The organism is Cupriavidus sp. GW822-FHT02D05, from assembly GCF_058802485.1.
In genome coordinates, this window is sequence record NZ_JBXAOE010000015.1 from 158,698 (window position 1) to 177,176 (window position 18,479).

The 18,479-nt window shown below is 66.4% G+C and carries 19 protein-coding genes; 7 read left to right on the plus strand and 12 right to left on the minus strand.

Going from position 1 to position 18,479, the window contains the following annotated elements:
* Window positions 1–2 precede the first annotated feature (2 nt).
* From AC1RQK_RS21000 to AC1RQK_RS21020, 5 genes are all read right to left on the minus strand, one after another.
* On the minus strand, window positions 3–1,898 hold the full coding sequence (locus AC1RQK_RS21000; RefSeq protein ID WP_492810932.1) for a S9 family peptidase: 1,896 nt from the start codon (window positions 1,896–1,898) through the stop codon (window positions 3–5).
* Window positions 1,899–1,943: 45 nt separating this feature from the next.
* Window positions 1,944–3,110 (minus strand): AI-2E family transporter, encoded by a 1,167-nt coding sequence (locus AC1RQK_RS21005; protein ID WP_492376356.1) that lies wholly within the window; start codon window positions 3,108–3,110, stop codon window positions 1,944–1,946.
* 163 nt (window positions 3,111–3,273) lie between these two features.
* The gene (locus AC1RQK_RS21010; protein WP_492387204.1) at window positions 3,274–3,780 is read right to left on the minus strand and encodes a DUF3318 domain-containing protein; all 507 of its coding nucleotides are present in this window, start codon (window positions 3,778–3,780) and stop codon (window positions 3,274–3,276) included.
* On the minus strand, window positions 3,777–4,157 hold the full coding sequence (locus AC1RQK_RS21015; protein ID WP_492376354.1) for a phage holin family protein: 381 nt from the start codon (window positions 4,155–4,157) through the stop codon (window positions 3,777–3,779). Before AC1RQK_RS21015 ends, AC1RQK_RS21010 begins: the two co-directional genes overlap by 4 nt.
* Window positions 4,158–4,327: 170 nt before the next feature.
* A complete protein-coding gene (locus AC1RQK_RS21020; RefSeq protein WP_006162945.1) occupies window positions 4,328–4,603 on the minus strand; it encodes an ElaB/YgaM/YqjD family protein in 276 nt (91 codons plus the stop codon).
* A 281-nt stretch (window positions 4,604–4,884) separates the two neighbouring features.
* Between AC1RQK_RS21020 and AC1RQK_RS21025 the strand changes: the two genes are divergently transcribed.
* Window positions 4,885–5,523 carry a peroxiredoxin gene (locus AC1RQK_RS21025; RefSeq protein WP_492376353.1) on the plus strand — a complete coding sequence of 213 codons (639 nt, stop codon included), beginning with the start codon at window positions 4,885–4,887 and terminating at the stop codon, window positions 5,521–5,523.
* Between the two features lie 160 nt (window positions 5,524–5,683).
* Here the strand turns inward: AC1RQK_RS21025 and AC1RQK_RS21030 are convergent, their stop codons facing one another.
* Window positions 5,684–6,877 carry an acyl-CoA dehydrogenase gene (locus AC1RQK_RS21030; RefSeq protein WP_006162948.1) on the minus strand — a complete coding sequence of 398 codons (1,194 nt, stop codon included), beginning with the start codon at window positions 6,875–6,877 and terminating at the stop codon, window positions 5,684–5,686.
* Between the two features lie 215 nt (window positions 6,878–7,092).
* Here AC1RQK_RS21030 and AC1RQK_RS21035 point away from each other — a divergent pair, with 215 nt between their 5' ends.
* Window positions 7,093–7,908: an IclR family transcriptional regulator gene (locus AC1RQK_RS21035; RefSeq protein WP_043348497.1), complete on the plus strand. Its 816-nt coding sequence runs from the start codon at window positions 7,093–7,095 to the stop codon at window positions 7,906–7,908.
* 54 nt (window positions 7,909–7,962) lie between these two features.
* Here AC1RQK_RS21035 and kynA read toward each other — a convergent pair whose 3' ends face one another.
* From kynA to kynB, 3 genes are read right to left on the minus strand one after another with little or no spacing between them, the layout of a single operon-like run.
* Entirely contained in the window at window positions 7,963–8,838 is an 876-nt protein-coding gene (kynA, locus tag AC1RQK_RS21040; protein ID WP_150984125.1) for a tryptophan 2,3-dioxygenase, read from the minus strand.
* Between the two features lie 13 nt (window positions 8,839–8,851).
* A complete protein-coding gene (kynU, locus tag AC1RQK_RS21045) occupies window positions 8,852–10,108 on the minus strand; it encodes a kynureninase (protein WP_492810937.1) in 1,257 nt (418 codons plus the stop codon).
* A gap of 53 nt (window positions 10,109–10,161) precedes the next feature.
* A complete protein-coding gene (gene kynB / locus AC1RQK_RS21050; protein WP_492376351.1) occupies window positions 10,162–10,827 on the minus strand; it encodes an arylformamidase in 666 nt (221 codons plus the stop codon).
* A gap of 162 nt (window positions 10,828–10,989) precedes the next feature.
* Between kynB and AC1RQK_RS21055 the strand changes: the two genes are divergently transcribed.
* A complete protein-coding gene (locus tag AC1RQK_RS21055; RefSeq protein ID WP_043348484.1) occupies window positions 10,990–11,472 on the plus strand; it encodes an Lrp/AsnC family transcriptional regulator in 483 nt (160 codons plus the stop codon).
* A 13-nt stretch (window positions 11,473–11,485) separates the two neighbouring features.
* Here the strand turns inward: AC1RQK_RS21055 and AC1RQK_RS21060 are convergent, their stop codons facing one another.
* Entirely contained in the window at window positions 11,486–11,950 is a 465-nt protein-coding gene (locus AC1RQK_RS21060) for a MarR family winged helix-turn-helix transcriptional regulator (RefSeq protein ID WP_492376350.1), read from the minus strand.
* Window positions 11,951–11,968: 18 nt separating this feature from the next.
* Window positions 11,969–12,523: a flavin reductase family protein gene (locus tag AC1RQK_RS21065; RefSeq protein ID WP_006162962.1), complete on the minus strand. Its 555-nt coding sequence runs from the start codon at window positions 12,521–12,523 to the stop codon at window positions 11,969–11,971.
* A 171-nt stretch (window positions 12,524–12,694) separates the two neighbouring features.
* Between AC1RQK_RS21065 and AC1RQK_RS21070 the strand changes: the two genes are divergently transcribed.
* The 4 genes from AC1RQK_RS21070 to AC1RQK_RS21085 are packed head-to-tail and all read left to right on the plus strand — an operon-like array spanning window position 12,695 to window position 17,496.
* On the plus strand, window positions 12,695–13,801 hold the full coding sequence (locus tag AC1RQK_RS21070; RefSeq protein ID WP_492376349.1) for a 2,5-dihydroxypyridine 5,6-dioxygenase NicX family protein: 1,107 nt from the start codon (window positions 12,695–12,697) through the stop codon (window positions 13,799–13,801).
* Complete coding sequence (locus AC1RQK_RS21075) at window positions 13,798–14,643, plus strand: alpha/beta fold hydrolase (RefSeq protein ID WP_492810941.1); 846 nt, start codon at window positions 13,798–13,800, stop codon at window positions 14,641–14,643. The genes AC1RQK_RS21070 and AC1RQK_RS21075 overlap by 4 nt, the downstream gene beginning before the upstream one ends.
* Window positions 14,644–14,701: 58 nt before the next feature.
* A complete protein-coding gene (locus tag AC1RQK_RS21080) occupies window positions 14,702–15,946 on the plus strand; it encodes an acyl-CoA dehydrogenase family protein (protein WP_492810943.1) in 1,245 nt (414 codons plus the stop codon).
* A complete protein-coding gene (locus tag AC1RQK_RS21085; RefSeq protein ID WP_492810944.1) occupies window positions 15,943–17,496 on the plus strand; it encodes a class I adenylate-forming enzyme family protein in 1,554 nt (517 codons plus the stop codon). The genes AC1RQK_RS21080 and AC1RQK_RS21085 overlap by 4 nt, the downstream gene beginning before the upstream one ends.
* Here the strand turns inward: AC1RQK_RS21085 and AC1RQK_RS21090 are convergent.
* Window positions 17,453–18,391 (minus strand): LysR family transcriptional regulator, encoded by a 939-nt coding sequence (locus AC1RQK_RS21090; RefSeq protein WP_492375088.1) that lies wholly within the window; start codon window positions 18,389–18,391, stop codon window positions 17,453–17,455. The genes AC1RQK_RS21085 and AC1RQK_RS21090 overlap by 44 nt on opposite strands.
* Between the last annotated feature and the right edge of the window lie 88 nt (window positions 18,392–18,479).

The window sequence follows — 18,479 nt, forward strand, 5'->3', positions numbered from 1 at the left end:
AATCAGTCTTCGCTGGCCAGGTGCCTGGCGAGAAACGCTTCCATGGCTTCGTAGAAGTCGAAGGTGTTTTCCTCGTTGTGGAAGCCGTGGCCCTCGTTTTCCTTTAGCAGGTATTCCACATCCACGCCGCGCGAGCGCAGCGCCTGGACGATCTGGTCGCTCTCCGCCTGCTTGACGCGCGGATCGTTGGCGCCTTGCGCCACCAGCAGCGGCGTGCGGATCTTGTCCGCGAAGAACACCGGCGAGGCATCGTGCAGGGCTTGGCGCTCGGCTTCCACGTTGGGGTTGCCGACCATCTCGTACAGCATGTCTAGCATCGGTTTCCAGTACGCGGGAATGGTCTCCAGCAGCGTGAACAGGTTCGATACGCCGACATAGTCGATGGCCGCGGCGTAGCGCTCCGGTGTGAAGGCGACGCCCGCCAGCGTTGCATAGCCGCCATAGCTGGCGCCGTAGATCGCGATGCGCTTAGGGTCCACGATGCCTTGTGCGACGAGCCAGTCGACGCCGTCGTCGATATCGTGCTGCATCGTCTTGCCCCACTGCTTGAAGCTCGCCTCCCAGAATGCACGACCGTAGCCGGTGGAGCCGCGGAAGTTGATCTGCAGCACGGCATAGCCGCGATTGGCCAGCAGTTGCACCTCGGGGTTGAAGCCCCATACGTCGCGCGTCCACGGGCCGCCGTGCGGGTTGACCACCAGTGGCAGGCCCCGCGGCGCAGGCTCGCCCGCGCTGGCCACCGGCAACGTCAGGTAGCCGTGGATCTGCAGGCCGTCGCGCGAGGTGAAGCGGATTGGCTGCATGCCGGCCATGTCGGCTTCATCCAGCCAGGGCTGCACCTTGCCTAGCGTGACCAGCTTTTGCGTGCCGCTGTCGTACAGGAAGCGCGTGCCGGTGGTCTTGTCGCTCGAGGCGGAGACGATCATGCGGGTCTCAATGCGCGTGATGCTGGTGACGTGGTGCTCGTAGCCCGGCAGTTGCCGCTCCAGGTCGGCATGGATCTGCTCGGCGTGGGCGTCGAAGAAATGGCGGTGTGTCTTCCAGTCGGTGTACCAGGCGGCGGTCAGCACGCGGCGATGCCGCGAGTAGGACAGGCCGCCGACATCTACCTCATCGTGCTCGAAGACCAGGCGGCCTTCCTTGGCGGTCTGCGGATCGAATTCGAATATCGCCGTCTTGTCGCGGCCGCGATTCGACTGCACATACAGCTGCTTGTCGTCGAAGGTGAAGAACAGCGGCGAGACCGTCTCGCGGAAGTCGGTGGTCAGGATCGGGCGGAAAGGCTCGTCCTCGGCATCGCGGTAGAGCAGGGTGGTGTTCACGCCGTCGCTGGCGGTCGCTACCCGCAGGCGGCCTGCGTGGTCGGTGCCCCAGCTCATCACGTTGCCCGGGTTTTCCGCGATCTGCACGGACTCGCCCGTGACGACATCGACGCGCAGCACGTCGAATACTTCCGGGTCGCGCTTGTTGTGCGACAGCAGGATATGGTGGTCATCGTCCTCGAGATCGTCGATGATCTCCGCGCGCACGCCCGGGTACGGGGTCAGGTCGACAGGTTCGCCGCCGTCGATCGGCACCGACAGCACGTGGAAGTTCTCGTCGCCGCCAAAGTCCTTCGCGTACAGGATGTGCGCGTTGCCTTTCCACGTGTGGAAGGGCAGGTCGCGCTCGCTCTCGTGGGTCAGTGGCCGGGCTTCGCCCAACATGTTGCCTTTGGTGTCGATGGCCTGCACGAAGACGTTCTGGCGGCCCTGGTGCCGGGCGAGGAAGGACAGGTGGCGGCCATCCGGCGAGATCGAGAACTGGGAACGGTCCGGTTTGCGGAACAGTTCACGCACGCCGTAGTGCTTCACCTTTGCCGGCGCCTGTGCACCGGTTGATGGGTTGTCTTGACGCAATGCTCACTCCTTGGTGTGTCTGGGGTCGGCAAGCGGCGCCAGGGCTCAGTCCGTGCGCGCCGCCTCGGGGCCCGGTGCCTGGGCGCTGGCTTGCCCGGTTGCGCCTGTGGACGGTGCGGGCGGCGTCGGGTCCTTGTCGTGCGCGGCGTCCCGGCGCTCGATTTCTTCCCGCGTGGACGTGGACAGGTCCCAACTGGCGATAAACAGCGCGGCGATCAGCGGGCCGATGACGAAGCCGCTCAGCCCGAACAGCGCCATGCCGCCCAGCGTGGAGATCAGCACTACCCAGTCGGGCATGCGGGTGTCCTTGCCAACCAGGATAGGGCGCAGCACGTTGTCCACCGCGCCGATCACCACCGCGCAGAAGCCGATCAGGATGGAGCCCTTGCCCACGTCGCCGGTCAGCAGGAAGTAGATCCCCACCGGTCCCCAGATCAGTGCGGCGCCCACCGCAGGCAGCAGCGACAGGAAGCCCATCAGCACACCCCACAGCAGCGAGCCCTGGATGCCGAGGAACCAGAAGGCCAGGCCGCCCAGCGCGCCTTGCACCGCGGCCACGGCGATGTTGCCCTTGACGGTGGCGCGGGCCACGGTGGTGAACTTGCGCAGCAGGTGCTGCTTGTGCGGCTCGCTCAGCGGGATCGCCCGCATGATGATCTTGGAAAGCTGCGGGCCATCGCGCAGCAGGAAGAACAGCAGGTACAGCATCACGCCAAAGCTGACCACGAACTGGAATGTGTTCTGCCCGATGCTGAGCGCCTGCGCGGCGATGATCTGGCTGGCCTGGGCGGCCCCCGCGGTGAGCTTTTGCTGCAGGTCGCCGATATCGGTCAAGCCGAAGCGGTCCAGCACCCTTGTCACCGACGGCGGCAGGGCGTGCAAGGCTTGCTGGAAGTAGGCGCCGAAATTGAGCTGGCCGGACTTGATCTGCTGGTAGACGGTGCTGCCTTCCTGGATCAGGGCGCCGGTGACAAAGATCAGCGGCAGCACGACGATCAGCAGGCATAGCGTCAGCGTGGTCAGCGATGCCAGGTTGCGTCGGCCGCCCATGCGCCGGGTCAGCCAGTTGTTGGGTGGCGTGAAGATGATGGCCAGAATGGCGCCCCAGAACACGGCGCCGAAGAAAGGCCGCAGGACGAAGCAGAAGGCTATCGACACGACTGCCAGCAGCAGGTAGAACGCCTTTTGCTGCATTTCCGCTCGTTGGGTCATTGTGCTGTCACCTTGCGTCGAAAAAGCGTTGGAGCGCGCGCCGCTATGGTGGCTTACGGCGGCTCGCCGCGGCGCGTGGCGCTGATTGCCTTCATTGCCGTATGACAGGCCCTCGGTAGGCAAGGCCGACGCAGGTGGCGGCCTTGCATGGCGCATCGCGGTGCTAACGCACCAGCGGGTCGCGGAACCCTGTGTCGACGGTGTCGGACGGGGTCTTGCGGGCATCCTGGACGGAGCTTTTCTGAAAAGTCTCGTAGGCCCAGTAGCCGGCCGCGGCCAGCGCGCCGAGCTTGGACAGCTTCCAGCCCCAGCGCAGCACCGGGGTCTTGCGCAGCAGCGGCAGCGCCAGGGACACGGCTGAGCTGAGCAACGGGTAGTCCTTGGCGAGTCCAAGCAGCTTGAGCCAGGAGGCGGGCCGGGTCATGCGCGGCAGCCAGGTGCTGAAACGGCCGAGACGGGTCGCGCTGCCACGGACGTGATGGAGCGCCTGGGCGCAGTCGTAGCGCTCAAGCGCGGCGCGCGTGATCAGCAGCTCCTTGCGAATGGCAAGGGGCAGGCGCACCTCCCGCGCGAAACGTACGGGGCGTTGGTGCGAGCGAGGCGCTTTGGAGGTGGGTGCGGTGCCGGCCGCGTTGTCGGCCGGCTCGCCTGGGGTGTGTGGTGTGCTCATCGGCGCAGTATCTCCCGGTCTTTATCGATCTCGGCCAGCGTCGCTTCGAACAGGGGCGGGGCATTGCGCACCAGATGGCGGGCAACCGCGAGGCAGATTGCGCAGGCGGCCAGGTATAACGCAGCCAGCACGCCCAGGGCCTGCCAGCGGTAGGTGTCCCAGAACACGATGGCGATCAATACGGTCAGCGTCACCATGGCCAGGCCAAAGAACACCAGGCCGAAACAGGCCAGCAAGGCCATCTTCATCAGCCGGGAGCGTTCTTCCGCGAGTTCGACACTGGCAAGTTCAAGGCGAGTCTGCACCATTGCCACCAGTGATCCTGCCAGGCTGCGCAGGGCATCCATAAACTTGGGGGAAGAGGTGGGGTCGCTCATTCAATTCCGGCGAAGGCGTGCAGCGGCGAAGCGCTGCACCTGCTGCAGACGGGGAGCCCCGCCAGCGGTGCGGGACTGCTGGCGGGGCGTTGCCCGGCACTGCGCCGCGACATGCTGCGGCCCAGGTGCAAGGCGTTCGGGTTCATGCGCGAGGCCTGCGGCCTGGCGAATTACTTGCGGTTCAGCAATAGGCCGATCAGCAGGCCGACGCCGGCGGCAACGCCGACAGCGCGCCACGGATGGTCATGGACGTAGTCGTCGGTGGCGCGTGCAGCCGCCTTGCTCTTGGTGACCACGGCGTCCTGGAGGTCTTGGGCCTTTTCTTTGGCTTGTTTCAGCAGGCCCATGCCGCGCTCACGCAGTTCGGCAGCTTTTTCGCCTGTGGTCGAGGCCGCTTGCTTAAGCAGTTCTTCGGCATCGGACAAAACGGTCTTGACATCGCTCATCAGTTTCTCCTGTTGCGGGCGGTGGTTTCGGATTGTGACATTTTGCCTTCCCCGCACGTTGTCGGGCAGCTTCTCGCCCTCTTTACTAGCATATGCGGGGAACCGCCGTGGTTTCAACACCACGAGTCCGACACAGCGTGTAGGACTGTGACGCAGGACAAAGGTCTTAACAAAGGTCTTAATACAAAAAGGTGATTTTGTAGTGACTTTATATTCGTTTGGGTTGGATCGCAATCGGACTAGAGTGGTTCCACCCTATTTTGCCTCTTGAGGAGACCCGCATGGCTCTACGTCTCGGTGACATCGCGCCGGATTTCGAACAGGATTCCAGTGAAGGCCCGATTCGCTTTCATGAATGGCTGGGCGACAGCTGGGGCGTGCTTTTCTCGCACCCGGCCGATTTCACACCGGTCTGCACGACCGAACTCGGCCTGACGGCGAAGCTGAAGGGTGATTTTGCCAAGCGCAATGTCAAAGTCATCGCACTGTCGGTCGATCCTGTCGAGTCCCATCGCGAGTGGATCAAGGATATCAACGAGACCCAGGGTACCACGGTCAATTTCCCCATCATCGCCGATGGCGACCGCAAGGTTTCCGAGCTGTACGACATGATTCACCCCAATGCGAACGCGACCTTGACGGTGCGCTCGCTGTTTGTGATCGACGCGGAAAAGAAGGTGCGGCTGACCATCACCTACCCGGCCAGCACCGGGCGCAACTTCAATGAGATCCTGCGGGTGATCGATTCGCTGCAGCTCACCGACAACCATAGCGTTGCCACGCCGGGCAACTGGCAGGACGGCGAGGATGTGGTGATTGTGCCCTCGCTGAAGGACGAGGACGTGATAAAGCAGAAATTTCCGAAGGGATACAAGGCCGTGCGGCCTTACCTGCGGCTGACGCCGCAACCCAACAAGTAAGCAAGCAGCCGGGCCGGGGCGCGTAGCGCCGGGTCGGCGGACCGGTGTTGTACAACGATGGGCTCGCCCGTCGTCTCTCCTTGGTAGTGTGCTTGGCCCGGCTTCGCAGCCGGGCCTTTTTATTTCTTGCGAGAGAGTGGGCGGGCCCGGGCGGCGTGCTTTAGAAGAACGCCTGGATGCCGGTCTGGGCGCGGCCCAGGATCAGCGCGTGGATGTCATGGGTGCCTTCGTAAGTGTTGACCACTTCGAGGTTGACCACGTGACGGATCACGCCGAACTCGTCCGAGATGCCGTTGCCGCCGAGCATGTCGCGCGCCACGCGGGCGATGTCCAGCGACTTGCCGCAGGAATTGCGCTTCATGATCGAGGTGATTTCCACCGCGGCGGTGCCTTCGTCCTTCATGCGGCCCAGGCGCAGGCAGCCTTGCAGGCCCAGCGTGATCTCGGTCTGCATGTCGGCCAGCTTCTTCTGCACCAGCTGGTTGGCGGCCAGCGGGCGGCCGAACTGCTTGCGGTCCAGCGTGTACTGGCGCGCGGTGTGCCAGCAGAACTCGGCGGCGCCCAGGGCGCCCCAGGCGATGCCGTAGCGGGCTGAGTTCAGGCAGGTGAAGGGACCCTTCAGGCCGGACACGCCCGGCATCAGGTTCTCTTCCGGCACGAACACCTGGTCCATGACGATTTCGCCGGTGATCGAGGTGCGCAGGCCAACCTTGCCGTGGATGGCAGGTGCCGACAGGCCCTTCCAGCCCTTTTCGAGGATAAAGCCGCGGATCGCTTCCTTGCCGTCGTCGCCGACCAGCTTGCCCCACACCACGAATACGTCGGCGATGGGCGAGTTGGTGATCCACATCTTGGCGCCGGACAGCTCATAGCCGCCTGCCACCTTCTTGGCGCGTGTGATCATGGAGCCCGGGTCGGAGCCGTGGTTCGGCTCGGTCAGGCCGAAGCAGCCGATCCACTCGCCGGTTGCCAGCTTAGGCAGGTATTTCTGCTTCTGCGCTTCGCTGCCGAATTCGTGGATGGGCACCATCACCAGCGACGACTGCACGCTCATCATCGAGCGATAGCCTGAATCCACCCGCTCCACTTCGCGCGCGATCAGGCCGTAGGCCACGTAGTTCAGGCCGGGGCCGCCGTATTCCTCGGGAATGGTGGGGCCGAGCAGGCCCAGCTCGCCCATCTCGCGGAAGATCTCGATGTCGGTCTTCTCATTGCGGAACGATTGCAGTACGCGCGGGGCGAGCTTGTCCTGGCAATAGGCCAGGGCGGCGTCGCGCACCATGCGCTCGTCGGCGCTCAGTTGGTCGTCCAGCAACAGCGGGTCAGCCCAGTGGAATTCGGCGTTGGCAGCCATGTAGGTCTCCTTCGGTAGTGCAGGTCTAGTGCAGATCGGGATGGGCGGCCTCGCGAGCCAACCCTGAATTCAGGAAGTATCGGCGCATTCCGCGGTCCGCCGTGGTGCTTTTGCGGTTCCGCATTGCGGAACTTTGTTCCGATGATGTAGTATATCGCAATGCGCGATCCATGCAATAGGGCGCGCTGCCTCCATCCAACCCGCGGAGATCACTTTTGGCCACTGAATCGCAAGCCACGCCTGCGGCGGATGCCGCCAGCGCCACACCGCGCGAGAGCGATCCCAATTTTGTTGCCGCGCTGGCGCGCGGCCTTGAGCTGCTGCGTTGCTTTCGCACTGGCGAGTCGATGCTGGGCAACCAGGATTTCGTGCGCCGCACGGGCTTTCCCAAAGCCACAGTGAGCCGGCTGGCCGGCACACTGGTGCAACTGGGCTACCTGCGCTACGACGATAGCCTGGGCAAGTACGCACTCGATGCCGGCGTGCTGGCACTAGGCTATTCCTACCTGTCCGCGTCCAATGTGGTGACGCTGGCACGCCCGCACATGCTGGCGTTCGCGCAGGCTTACGGGGTGTCGGTCTCGCTGGGCAAGCGTGAGCGCATGGAGGTGATCTATCTTGAATCGATTCGCAATGATGCGGGCGTGATGCTGGGGCTGGGCGTGGGGTCGCGGCTCTCGCTGGTATCGAGCTCCATGGGCCGCGCTTACCTGGCGGCCTTGCCGGCAGCCAAGCGCGAACGGGTGCTGGCAGAGTTTGCCCTGGCCTATCCCGAACAGTGGAAAACCCAGGAGGCGGCGATGCGTGCCACGGTGGAGCAGGCGTCGACCCTGGGCTATGCGGCGTCGTTCCGTGACTGGCACCCAGCCATCCACGCATGCGCGGTGGCATTCCGTCCGGTGGGGGAGAAGGAGCTCCACATGCTGAGTTGCAGTGCGTCCTATGGCTCGGTCGAGGAAGCGGTGTTTCACGACAAGCTGGCGCCGGCCTTGCGCGCGCTGGCGGCGCGGCTGTCGGACCCGGCGCTCTGAAGCGCGGCGACGCCGGCCTTGGCCGGTGTCGCGTTCCCAATACGTACGGCCCGCTTACAGATCCGTTCGCAGCTTCCACAACTCCGGGAACAGCACCACGTCAAGCATCTTGCGCAGGTAGCTGACGCCTTCGGTGCCGCCGGTGCCGCGCTTGAAGCCGATCACGCGTTCCACGGTGGTGACATGGCGGAAGCGCCACTGCCGGAAAGCATCTTCCAGGTCGACGAACTTCTCGCCTAGTTCATACAGTTCCCAGTGCGCCTCGGGCTTGCGATAGACCTCTAGCCATGCCGCTTCCACCGAGGCGTTCTCGCCGGCCGGCTTGGTCCAGTCCCGCTCGATGCAGGCCGCATCGATGGCAAAGCCGCGCCGCGCCATCAGGCGGATCGCTTCGTCATACAGCGACGGCGTGCGCAGGGCTTCTTCTACCAGCGCCAGGTGTTGCGGCTGGTGCGCATGCGGGCGCAGCATGGCCGCGTTCTTGTTGCCGAGGATGAACTCGATCTCGCGGTACTGGAACGATTGGAAACCAGACGACATCCCGAGGTAAGGGCGCATCGCCGAGTACTCCGGCGGCGTCATCGTCGCCAGCACGCTCCACGCCTGCACCAGTTGCTCCATGATGCGCGAGACTCGCGTGAGCATCTTGAAGGCTGGCGGCAACTGGTCCTGGCGCACGCATTCGCGCGCGGCGCGCAGCTCGTGCAGCGCCAGCTTCATCCACAGCTCGCTGGTCTGGTGCTGCACGATGAACAGCATCTCGTTGTGCTCGGGCGAGAGCGGATGCTGGGCGTTGAGAATCTGGTCCAGCGCCAGGTAATCGCCGTAGCTCATGTCCTTGGCGAAATCCATCTGGGCGTCGTGCCAGCTGGCATCGCTGGTCTCGGTGGCGCCTGCGCCCGACATCGGGCATCCCTTGTGGTTGCTCATGGCGTGCTCCTGCTCAGGTCACCAGGCCGCGCGTCTGGTGACGCTCGGCCTTGTAGGTGCCGCTGTCGAGCACGTCGCGCAGGATTTCCACCGCATCCCAGACTTCGGTGAAGCTGGTGTACAGCGGCGTGAAGCCAAAGCGCGCGATGCGTGGCTCGCGGTAGTCGCCGATCACGCCGCGCTCGATCAGGGCCTGCACCACAGCAAAGCCGTCCGGATGGGCAAAGCTCACATGGCTGCCGCGGCGCGCATGGGCGCGCGGGGTCACCAGTTCGAGCGGGTGCGCGGCGCAGCGTGTTTCCACCAGTGCGATAAAGAGGTCGGTCAGCATCAGCGACTTGGCGCGTAGCGCTGCCATGTCGGTCTGGGCGTAGATATCGAGCCCGCATTCGACCATGGCCAGCGAGGCAATGGGCTGGGTGCCGCACAGGAAACGCGCTACGCCTTCGCGCGGGCGGTAGCCGGGTTCCATCGCGAACGGCGCGGCGTGGCCCCACCAGCCGGACAGCGGTTGCCAGAAGGCATCGCGCAGCGACGGCGCGACCCACAGGAAGGCGGGCGAGCCGGGGCCGCCGTTGAGGTACTTGTACGTGCAGCCGACCGCGTAGTCCGCACCCGATGCCTTGAGCGCCACGGGCACGGCGCCGGCCGAGTGGGCCAGGTCCCACACCGTGAGCGCGCCGCGGGCATGCGCCATCTCGGTCACGCTGGCCATGTCGAGCATTTCGCCGGTCTTGTAGTTGACATGGGTCAGCATCAGCACGGCGGTGTCGGCGTCCACCGCCGCATCGATCTCCTCGGGCGCATGCACCAGGCGCAGCGAATAGCCTTGCTGCAGCAGGTCAGCCAGCCCCTGTGCGATGTAGAGGTCGGTGGGGAAGTTGCTGGCTTCCGATACGATCACCTTGCGCTTCGGGTCGCGGGTCTGCTGCACGCGCAGCGCGGCCGCCAGCACCTTGAACAGGTTGGCGGAGGTGGTGTCGGTCACCACGACTTCGTCCTCGCCGGCGCCGACCAGCGGTGCCAGCATATTACCCAGGCGCTGGGGCAGTTCGAACCACCCGGCCGTGTTCCAGCTGCGGATCAGGCCCGTGCCCCATTCCTCGCTCACCACTTCGGCGGCGCGTGCCGCGGCGCTGCGCGGGCGCGCGCCCAGCGAGTTGCCATCGAGGTAGATCACGCCTTGCGGGAGCGCGAACTGGTCGCGCAGGTGGCGCAGCGGATCTTCTTGGTCGAGGGCGTGGCATTGCTCGCGGGTCAGTGCGGTCATGTGTGAGAGGTTTCCTGGGGGGAGGTTGGGGTCGGGTCGTTCAGTGCGATCGTTCAGGCCAGGCTGCGCAGCACGGCACGCACCGGGCTTGCATCGAGTCCGGCAAAGCGCAGGGGCAGGGCAATCAGTTCGTAGTCGGCCTCGGCCACGGCGTCGAGCACCAGGCCTTCGAGGATGGCCAGGCGATGCCGGCGCACCATGTTATGCGCGGCCATGGTCTTGGATTCCTGTGGGTCCAGCGAGGGCGTGTCGATGCCGACCAGCGTCACGCCGTGCTCTGCGAGCAACGCGATGGTTTCCGGCGCGACCGCGCAGAAGTCCGGGTCCCACTTCGCCAGCGGTGCTTGCTGGTAAGTGCGCAGCAGCACACGCGGCGGTACGCCTGCCAGCGCGTGTTCGATGTGGCGGGGCTCGACCAGCGGGGCCGCACCGATGCAATGGATCACCCGGCACGGGCCGAGGTAGGGCGCCAGGTCCACCGCGCCGATGGGCGCGCCGTCGGCGGCGTAGTGCAGCGGCGCATCGGCATGGGCGCCGGTGTGGGGCGACAAGGTAATGCGCCCGACATTGACGGGGCAGTGGGCGTCGATCTGCCAGTTGCGCTCGAGCTGGAACGGCGTGTCGCCCGGCCACACCGGCGTGTCGGGCGAGAGCGCGGGACTGATATCCCAGAGCTGGCGCGGCCTATCGTTGGTATCGGGGGTGGGGCGGTTCGTCATCGGGGGCTGACGCCTGGGAGCGGCGTTCCAAGGCTCTTCATGGAGCGGATGACGGCATGATAGTCAATATTACGGACAAGAGGCTTGCGAAATGGCCCGTGGATTCCAATGGTTTTCGCATAGAATTTCATTTGTGAAGAGATTTATGGAAGAATCTGCGAAATGAACCTGGATCCCATCGATTTGCGCATCCTGACCTGCCTCCAGGAGAACGGGCGCATCAGCAACCAGGACCTGGCCGACCGCGTGGCGCTGTCGCCTTCGGCCTGCCTGCGGCGGGTGCGTTTGCTGGAGGAGGACGGTGTGATCGGCGGCTACCGGGCGTGGTTCGACGCCGAGCGGCTCGGCCTGGAACTGGAGGCGATCGTGCAGGTGTCGATGCGCCCCGAAACCGAGGGCTGGCACGATACCTTCAACGCGGCGGTGCAATCCTGGCCTGAAGTGGTGTCGGCCTACATCATCACCGGCGACAGCAATTACATCCTGACCGTGCAGGCGCGCAACCTCAAGCACTACTCGGATTTCATCGTGAACCGGCTCTACCGCACGCCGGGCGTGATGGATATCCGCTCGAACATCGTGCTGCAAAGGATCAAGACGGATGGCTCGCCGCTGGCGGTCGTCAAGGGCGAGCCGCGGCCCTGAGGGCTGTCGCCACTCAGCGCGGCGCGTGCAGCGCGATCAGGCGGCGCAAGGTGTCCTTGAGCTGATTGCCCTGCGCGACGCCAAAGTCATCCAGCACTTGTTGCTCGTGGGCGGCGGCTTGGTCTAGCAAGGCGCGGGCGCGGCTGCGCCCGCGCGCGGTGATCGATACCAGCGCATGGCGGCGGTCCAGGGCGCCGTTGCGCCGCGTGACGAGGCCGTCGGCGGCCATGCGGTCGATCAGCTTGGTCAGGGTGGGCTGCTTGGTGAGCGTGATATCGGCCAGCGCGCCGATGGTGCAGTCCGGCCGGCCGGTCAGCGTGGCCAGCACGCGCCATTCGGGCACGGAGAACCCGGCTGCCTCGACCTGCCGGTGGAACTCGCCCGACACAAGGTGGCTGGCCCGCGCCAGCAGATAGGGCAGGTAGCCATCTACAAAAGCGTCTGGGGCCGCCGGGGCCGGCTTGGGCGAATCCTTCATGGCTGCTGCGCCCGGACTTCAGTCCGTCAGCGGATCGGTGGTGGCAAAGCGGCCGTCGTGGAACACCAGCGGGTTGCCCGCGTTGTCGTGCACGCCGCAGCGCTCCACCTCGCCCACGAAGATGACGTGGTCGCCCTCGTCGTAGCGGCTGCGGTTGTGGCATTCGAACCAGGCCAGCGCGTTGGCCAGGATCGGCAGGCCGTTCTCGGACAGGCGGTAGTCGACACCCGCGAAGCGGTCGCCCTTGAGCGTGGCGAAGCGCTGGCACAGGTCCAGTTGCGAGGCCGACAGCACATTGATGATGTAGTGCGAGCCGTCGCGGAACATCGGCAGGCTGTTGGCGCGCGTGGCCATGCTCCACAGCACCAGCGGCGGATCGAGCGAGACCGAGTTGAACGAGCTGGCGGTAATGCCCACGAACGGCGCGCCCGGCGGCGAACCAGGGCCCGCGCGGGTGGTGATCACCGTCACGCCGGTGGCGAACTGGGACAGCGTGCGCCGGAAGTGCAGCGTATCGAAATCGGGAGAAGCGGCCTTGCCGATGATGCTTGGCGTGGCCTCAGGCATGCCCATAGCGCGGGCTCCACTGGGATCCATGAAATTTCATATATTATTTGCGCCAGCGACAAGAATCACAAGCACAAAGCTAATGCGTCCGGCGGGAGGCATCGGTGGGCTGGCGCACCAAGGCCATTCCCCCGGGACCCTGCCAGGATCGCAGCAGATCGCACCAGGAGGAGACCTATGCTCATCGAGCAAATCGAGCACCGCTGGCTGGCGGCTTTTCGGCGCACCCTTGAACTGTGCGCCCTGTCCGCCCAGGAAGTGGTTGGGATTGTAACGGAGTCCCAATCCCGACGCGTCAATGTGGAGTTGGCGGAACTGGCGGTGCAATCGCTGGGCGCCACGCCCGTGCGCATCCGGGTGCCGTCCCCGGCGCTTGCCGCCCCCGCGCCCGTGCGTTCCACCGGCGCCAGCGATGCCTTGCAGCAACTCGCCCCGGTGGTGGCCGCCTTGCAGCGCTGCCACCTGGTGATCGATTGCACCGTGGAGGGCCTGCTGCATGCGCCCGAACTCCCGCTGATCCTCAAAGGCGCCGACGGCGTCGTGCCGCGCCTGCTGATGGTCAGCAACGAACATCCCGAGATCCTGGAGCGCTGCCTGCCCGATCCCGCGCTGGAGAGCAGCGTGCGCGCGGCCATGAAACGATTGCGCGGCGCAGGCGAGATGCGCGTGCATTCGGCCGCCGGCACCGAGCTGCGCGTCGGGCTCGCAAGCGCGCGCGTCGGCGGCGTCTGGGGCTACTGCAACAAGCCCGGCCAGGTCGCGCACTGGCCCGGCGGCCTGTGCCTGGCCTTCCCCGCCGGCGGGCAGGTCAACGGCACGCTGGTGCTCGCGCCGGGCGACGTCAACCTGACCTTCAAGACCTACCTGCGCGACACCATCGTCTGCCATATCGAGGATGACTACATGGTCGGCATCGAAGGGCAGGGCATGGACGCCGACATGATGCGCGGCTACTACGCGGCGTGGGCCGACCGCGAAGGCACGCGCGACGCCTACGCGGTTTCGCACGTGGGCTGGGGCTTGAACCCGCAGGCCCGCTGGGATGCGATGACGTTCTACGACAAACGCGACTGCAACGGCACGGAGCTGCGCGCCTTCGCCGGCAACTTTCTCTACTCCACCGGCGCCAACGAGGTCGCCGGCCGCCACACGCTGGGCCACTTCGACCTGCCGCTGCGCAACTGCACGATCACGCTCGACGGCGTGGGCGAGGTGGACGAAGGCCGGCTCGCCGGCCCGGCCACGCCCGAAGCGGCCCAAACAAACAACAAGGCAAGCGCATGAACGAGAACGTGAATCCTGGCCCCCAGCCCCAGCCCCAGCCCCAGCCCCATGCCAATGGCATCTCCATCATCGCGCAGGGCACCGGCCCCGTGGCCGTCGTGATGCTGCATGGCATCGGCGGCGGCAAGGCCGCGTGGCCGGCGCAGATCGCTGCGCTGGTGCAAGCGGGCTATCGCGCGGTGGCCTGGGACATGCCTGGCTACGGCGACAGCGCCATGATCGATCCCTGTGATTTCGCCGGGCTGGCGCATGCCTTGCAGCCGGTGCTGCAGGCTGAGCGCGACGCGGGCCGGCGCGTGGTGCTGCTAGGCCACAGCATGGGCGGCATGGTCGCGCAGGAAGCTTACGCAGCCATGCCAGGACTGATCGACGCAATGGTGCTGTCCGGTACGTCGCCCGCATTCGGCAAGGCCGATGGCCAGTGGCAACGCGACTTCGTGGCCGCGCGCACGGCGCCGCTCGATGCCGGCAAGACCATGGCGGAGATGGCCAACGGGCTGGTGCGCGCCATGGTCGCGCCGCAGGCCGAGCCTCGCGCGGTGGCGTTCGCCGCCAGCGTGATGGCGGCCGTGCCGCCCGACACCTATCGCGCCGCTTTGCAGGCGCTGGTGCGCTTTGACCGGCGCGAAGTGCTGGCGCGCATCACCGTGCCGGTGCTGGTGCTGGCCGGCGAACACGACGCCAATGCCGCGCCCGCCGTGATGGAGCGCATGGCGCAGAAGATCGCTGGCGCCGAGTACCTGTGCTTGCCCGCGGTGGGCCACCTGGCTTGCATGGAGCGCCCGGCGGATTTCAATGCCGCCGTGCTCGGCTTCCTGGGGCGGCATTTCCCGCTGCACTGAATCCACAAGAACATCGAGGCATCGCCACGCGTGTGGCCGATGCCCGGGAGACACGATCATGCCATTGGACTTCATCCCCGCCGTCGGCAGCGCCGATTTCACCGAGGCGCAGGAGCGCCTGCTGACGCTCGCCAACCGGCTTGGCCGCGAGCGCTTTGCCCCGCGCGCGGCGCAGTGGGACCGCGAGGCCAGCTTCCCCTTTGCCAACTATGATGATCTGCGCGAGGCCGGCCTGCTGGCCTTGTGCGTGCCGCGCGAGTTTGGCGGAGAGGGCGCGGACTTCGCCACGTATTGCATGGTGGGCGCGGAGATCGGCCGCTTTTGTGGCGCCACCGCGCTGACCTACAACATGCACATCTGCTCCACCATGTGGACCGGCATGCTGGCCGACGGCATCGCCATGACGCCCGAGCAGCGCGCCGAGCACGAGGCCCGGCGCGAGCTGCACTTTGCGCGCGTGGTGAAGGACGGCGCGATCTACGCTCAGCCCTTCTCGGAGGGCTCGGCCGCCGCAGCCGGGCGCGCGCCCTTCGGCACCAGCGCACGCAAGGTCGAAGGCGGCTGGGTGCTCAATGGCCGCAAGATCTTTGCGTCGCTGTCGGGCGCGGCGGACTACTACGGCATCCTCTGCACGGAGGAGTGCGCGGACCACTCGCCCGATATGCGCGAAACGCTCTACATCGCGGTGCCGGGCGAGGCCGAAGGCCTCACCGTGACCGGAGAGTGGGACCCGATGGGCATGCGCGGCACGGTGTCGCGCACGCTGCTGCTCAAGGATGTGTTCGTCGCCGACCAGGAGCAACTGATGCCGCGCGGCGTCTATTACAAAGCGGCGCAGACCTGGCCAGCCATGTTCTTCACGCTCTCGCCGACCTATCTCGGCGTGGCGCAGGCCGCATACGACTTCACCGTGCAGTACCTGCGCGGCGAAGTGCCGGGCCAGCCGCCGGTGAAGCGCCGCATGTATCCCACCAAGCAGATCGCCGTGGCGCAGATGCGCATCCAGCTGGAGAACATGCGCTCGATCTTCTGGCGCGTGATTCATGAAGCCTGCGCCAGCCCGGGGAAGGATGCGCGCATGCGGCTGTACGCTGCGCACTACAGCGTGATGGAAGGCGCTAACGACATCGCCCGGCTGGCGATCCGCACCTGCGGCGGCCAGTCCATGCTCAAGGACCTGCCGCTGGAGCGGCTCTATCGCGATTCGCGCTGCGGCGCGCTGATGCTGCCCTGGACCGCCGAGCTGATCCTGGACCGCATGGGGCGCGAGACCCTGTACGAGTCGGGCGAGCGCGACGAATGAGCGAGCGCGCCAACCGGCTGTTCGCTGGCACGCCGGAGCCGGGCGCGCTGCTGCGCACGCTGCATGCGCATGTCAGTGCCGCGCCCCTGCGCCCGGCGCTGCATAGCCTCGGCTACACCATCGACTATGGCAAGCTGTGGCGCCGCGTGGAACGCGTCTGCGCACACCTGGCCGGCACCTGGGGCGTGCAGCCGGGCGATCGCGTGGGCACGCTGTGCCTGAACCACGATCTGCAGCTCGCCATCCTGTTCGCGTGCGCAAGGCTCGGGGCCATCTTCGTGCCGCTGAACTTCCGGCTGGCCGTGCCGGAGCTGAGCGCCATCGCCGCGCATGCGGGCATTCGCCTGCTGTTCCACGATGCGCCGCACGCGCAGGCTGCGGCGGCGGTGGCAGCCGCCCTGCCGGAGCCTGCCGCGCGGGCGCCGATCGATAGCCTGATCGACCGGCCGGCGCCGCTGGACACGCCCCTGCCGAGGCCATCGCAGCCGCCCGGCGAGGCGCCCCTGCTACTGGTCTACACCTCCGGCTCCACAGGCCATCCCAAGGGCGCGCTGCACACGCAGGCCGGCTTGCTGGCCAACGCGCGCGCGAGCTGGTGGGCGCACGGCATGACGCGGGACGACCATGTGCTGTCCGTGCTGCCGCTGTTCCATGTGGGCGGCTTGTGCATCCAGACGCTGCCGGCATTGCTGGCCGGGGCGCAGGTGACGTTGCACCAGCGTTTCGCGCCGGATGCCTGGCTCGATGCGTGCGCGCAGACGCAGCCCACGCTGTCGCTGATGGTGCCAGCCACGCTGCGCGCCGTGCTGGAACATCCCGGCTGGCCAAGCGCGGACCTCTCTTCGCTGCGCGGCGTGATGGCTGGCTCCTCGCCGATTCCCCGCGCGTACATCGATGCCTTCCATGCGCGCGGCGTCCCGCTCGGGCAGGTCTACGGCGCTACAGAGACCGGTCCCGTATCGGTCGTGCTGCGCCTGGACCAGGCCAAGGCCCGGCCCGGCTATGCCGGCTGGCCCCAGCCGGAGGTACAGGTACGGCTAGCCGATGCGCAAGGCATTGCGGTCGCCGATGGCGAAGTGGGCGAGCTCTGGCTCGCGGGCGCCAACCTGATGCAGGGTTACTGGCGGCAGCCGGAGCATCCGGATTTCCGCGATGGCTGGTTCCGCTCGGGAGACCTAGCGCATCGCTATACCGATGGTTGCATCGAGGTGGTCGGCCGCAGCAAGGACATGATCATCTCGGGCGGGGAGAACATCTATCCGGCCGAGATCGAGAACGCGCTGCTGGGCCTGCCCGGCGTGCTGGATTGCGCGGTGGTGGGGCTGCCGGACGCGCGCTGGGGCGAGGTGCCGGTTGCCGTCGTGGTGGCTGCCGCCGGCGCGGATCGCGCCGCGCTGGCGCCAGAGGCGCTGCGTGAAACGCTGGCGCTATCGATTGCGCGGTTCAAGCTGCCGCAGCGGGTGGTGCTGGTGGACAGCCTGCCCAGGAGCGCGCTTGGCAAGGTGCTCAAGCCCCAGTTGCGGGCGATGGTGGCGGCGTCGTTGCGCTAGCGTCCGGCTGGCCTTGCAGAGCCTCGGCCAGGAACGCCACGAACGCGCCCACCTTCCGTTGCAGGTGCCGGTGGCTGGCATAGAGCGCATAGATGCTCCGGCCGGCCAGCGCATGCTCCGGCAGCACCCTGACCAGCTCGCCGCGCGCCAGCAGGGGCAGCGCGATGAATGAGGGCAGCGCGCCGATGCCTAGCCCGGCCAGCAGCATATCGCTGAGCAGCAGGCTGTTGTTGGCCGAGAAGCGCGCGGGCACTTCGATGCTGGTGGTGCCTTGCGGCCCTTCCAGGTGCCAGCTGCCGGGATAGTCGGCCAGCTGGTAGGCCAGGCAGTCGTGGTTGCGCAGATCCTCGACGGTGCGCGGCGTGCCGCGCGCTGCCAGGTAGGCGGGGGCGGCGCAGATGGTTTGCTCTACCTTGCCCAGCCGCCGCGCGATGAGGGACGAGTCCGTCAATGCAGAGCGGATGCGCAGCGAGACGTCGAAGCCCTCCGACACCACGTCCAGCAAGCGGTCGTCCAGGGTCAGCTCGACCTGTACCTGCGGATAGCGCGCCATGAACGTCACCAGCAGAGGCGAGAGCACCTTGAGCCCGAACGATAGCGGCGCGTTCACGCGCAGGCGGCCGCTGATCTCATCCGTGCCGGCGGCTGTGGCCCGCTCCAGCGCATCGAGCTCGTCGAGCAGGCGGCAGCACTCGGCAAAGTAGGCGCGGCCGGTTTCCGACAGGCGCATGCGGCGCGTGGTGCGCTGGATCAGCAGCGCGCCCAGGCGCGCCTCCAACTGGCGCACCTGCTTGCTGACCGCGGCGGTCGACTGCCCGAGATCGGCGGCAGCCTGGCTGAAGCTATCGCGTTCCACCACGCGCCGGAAGGTGCGCATCGCCGCGAGCAGATCCATATATTTTCCTGCTGGTTGAATATGTTTGTCTGAATTTGCAGATTATCTACCATCACGTGCCTAATAGGATGGCGGCATGCCTTCCACG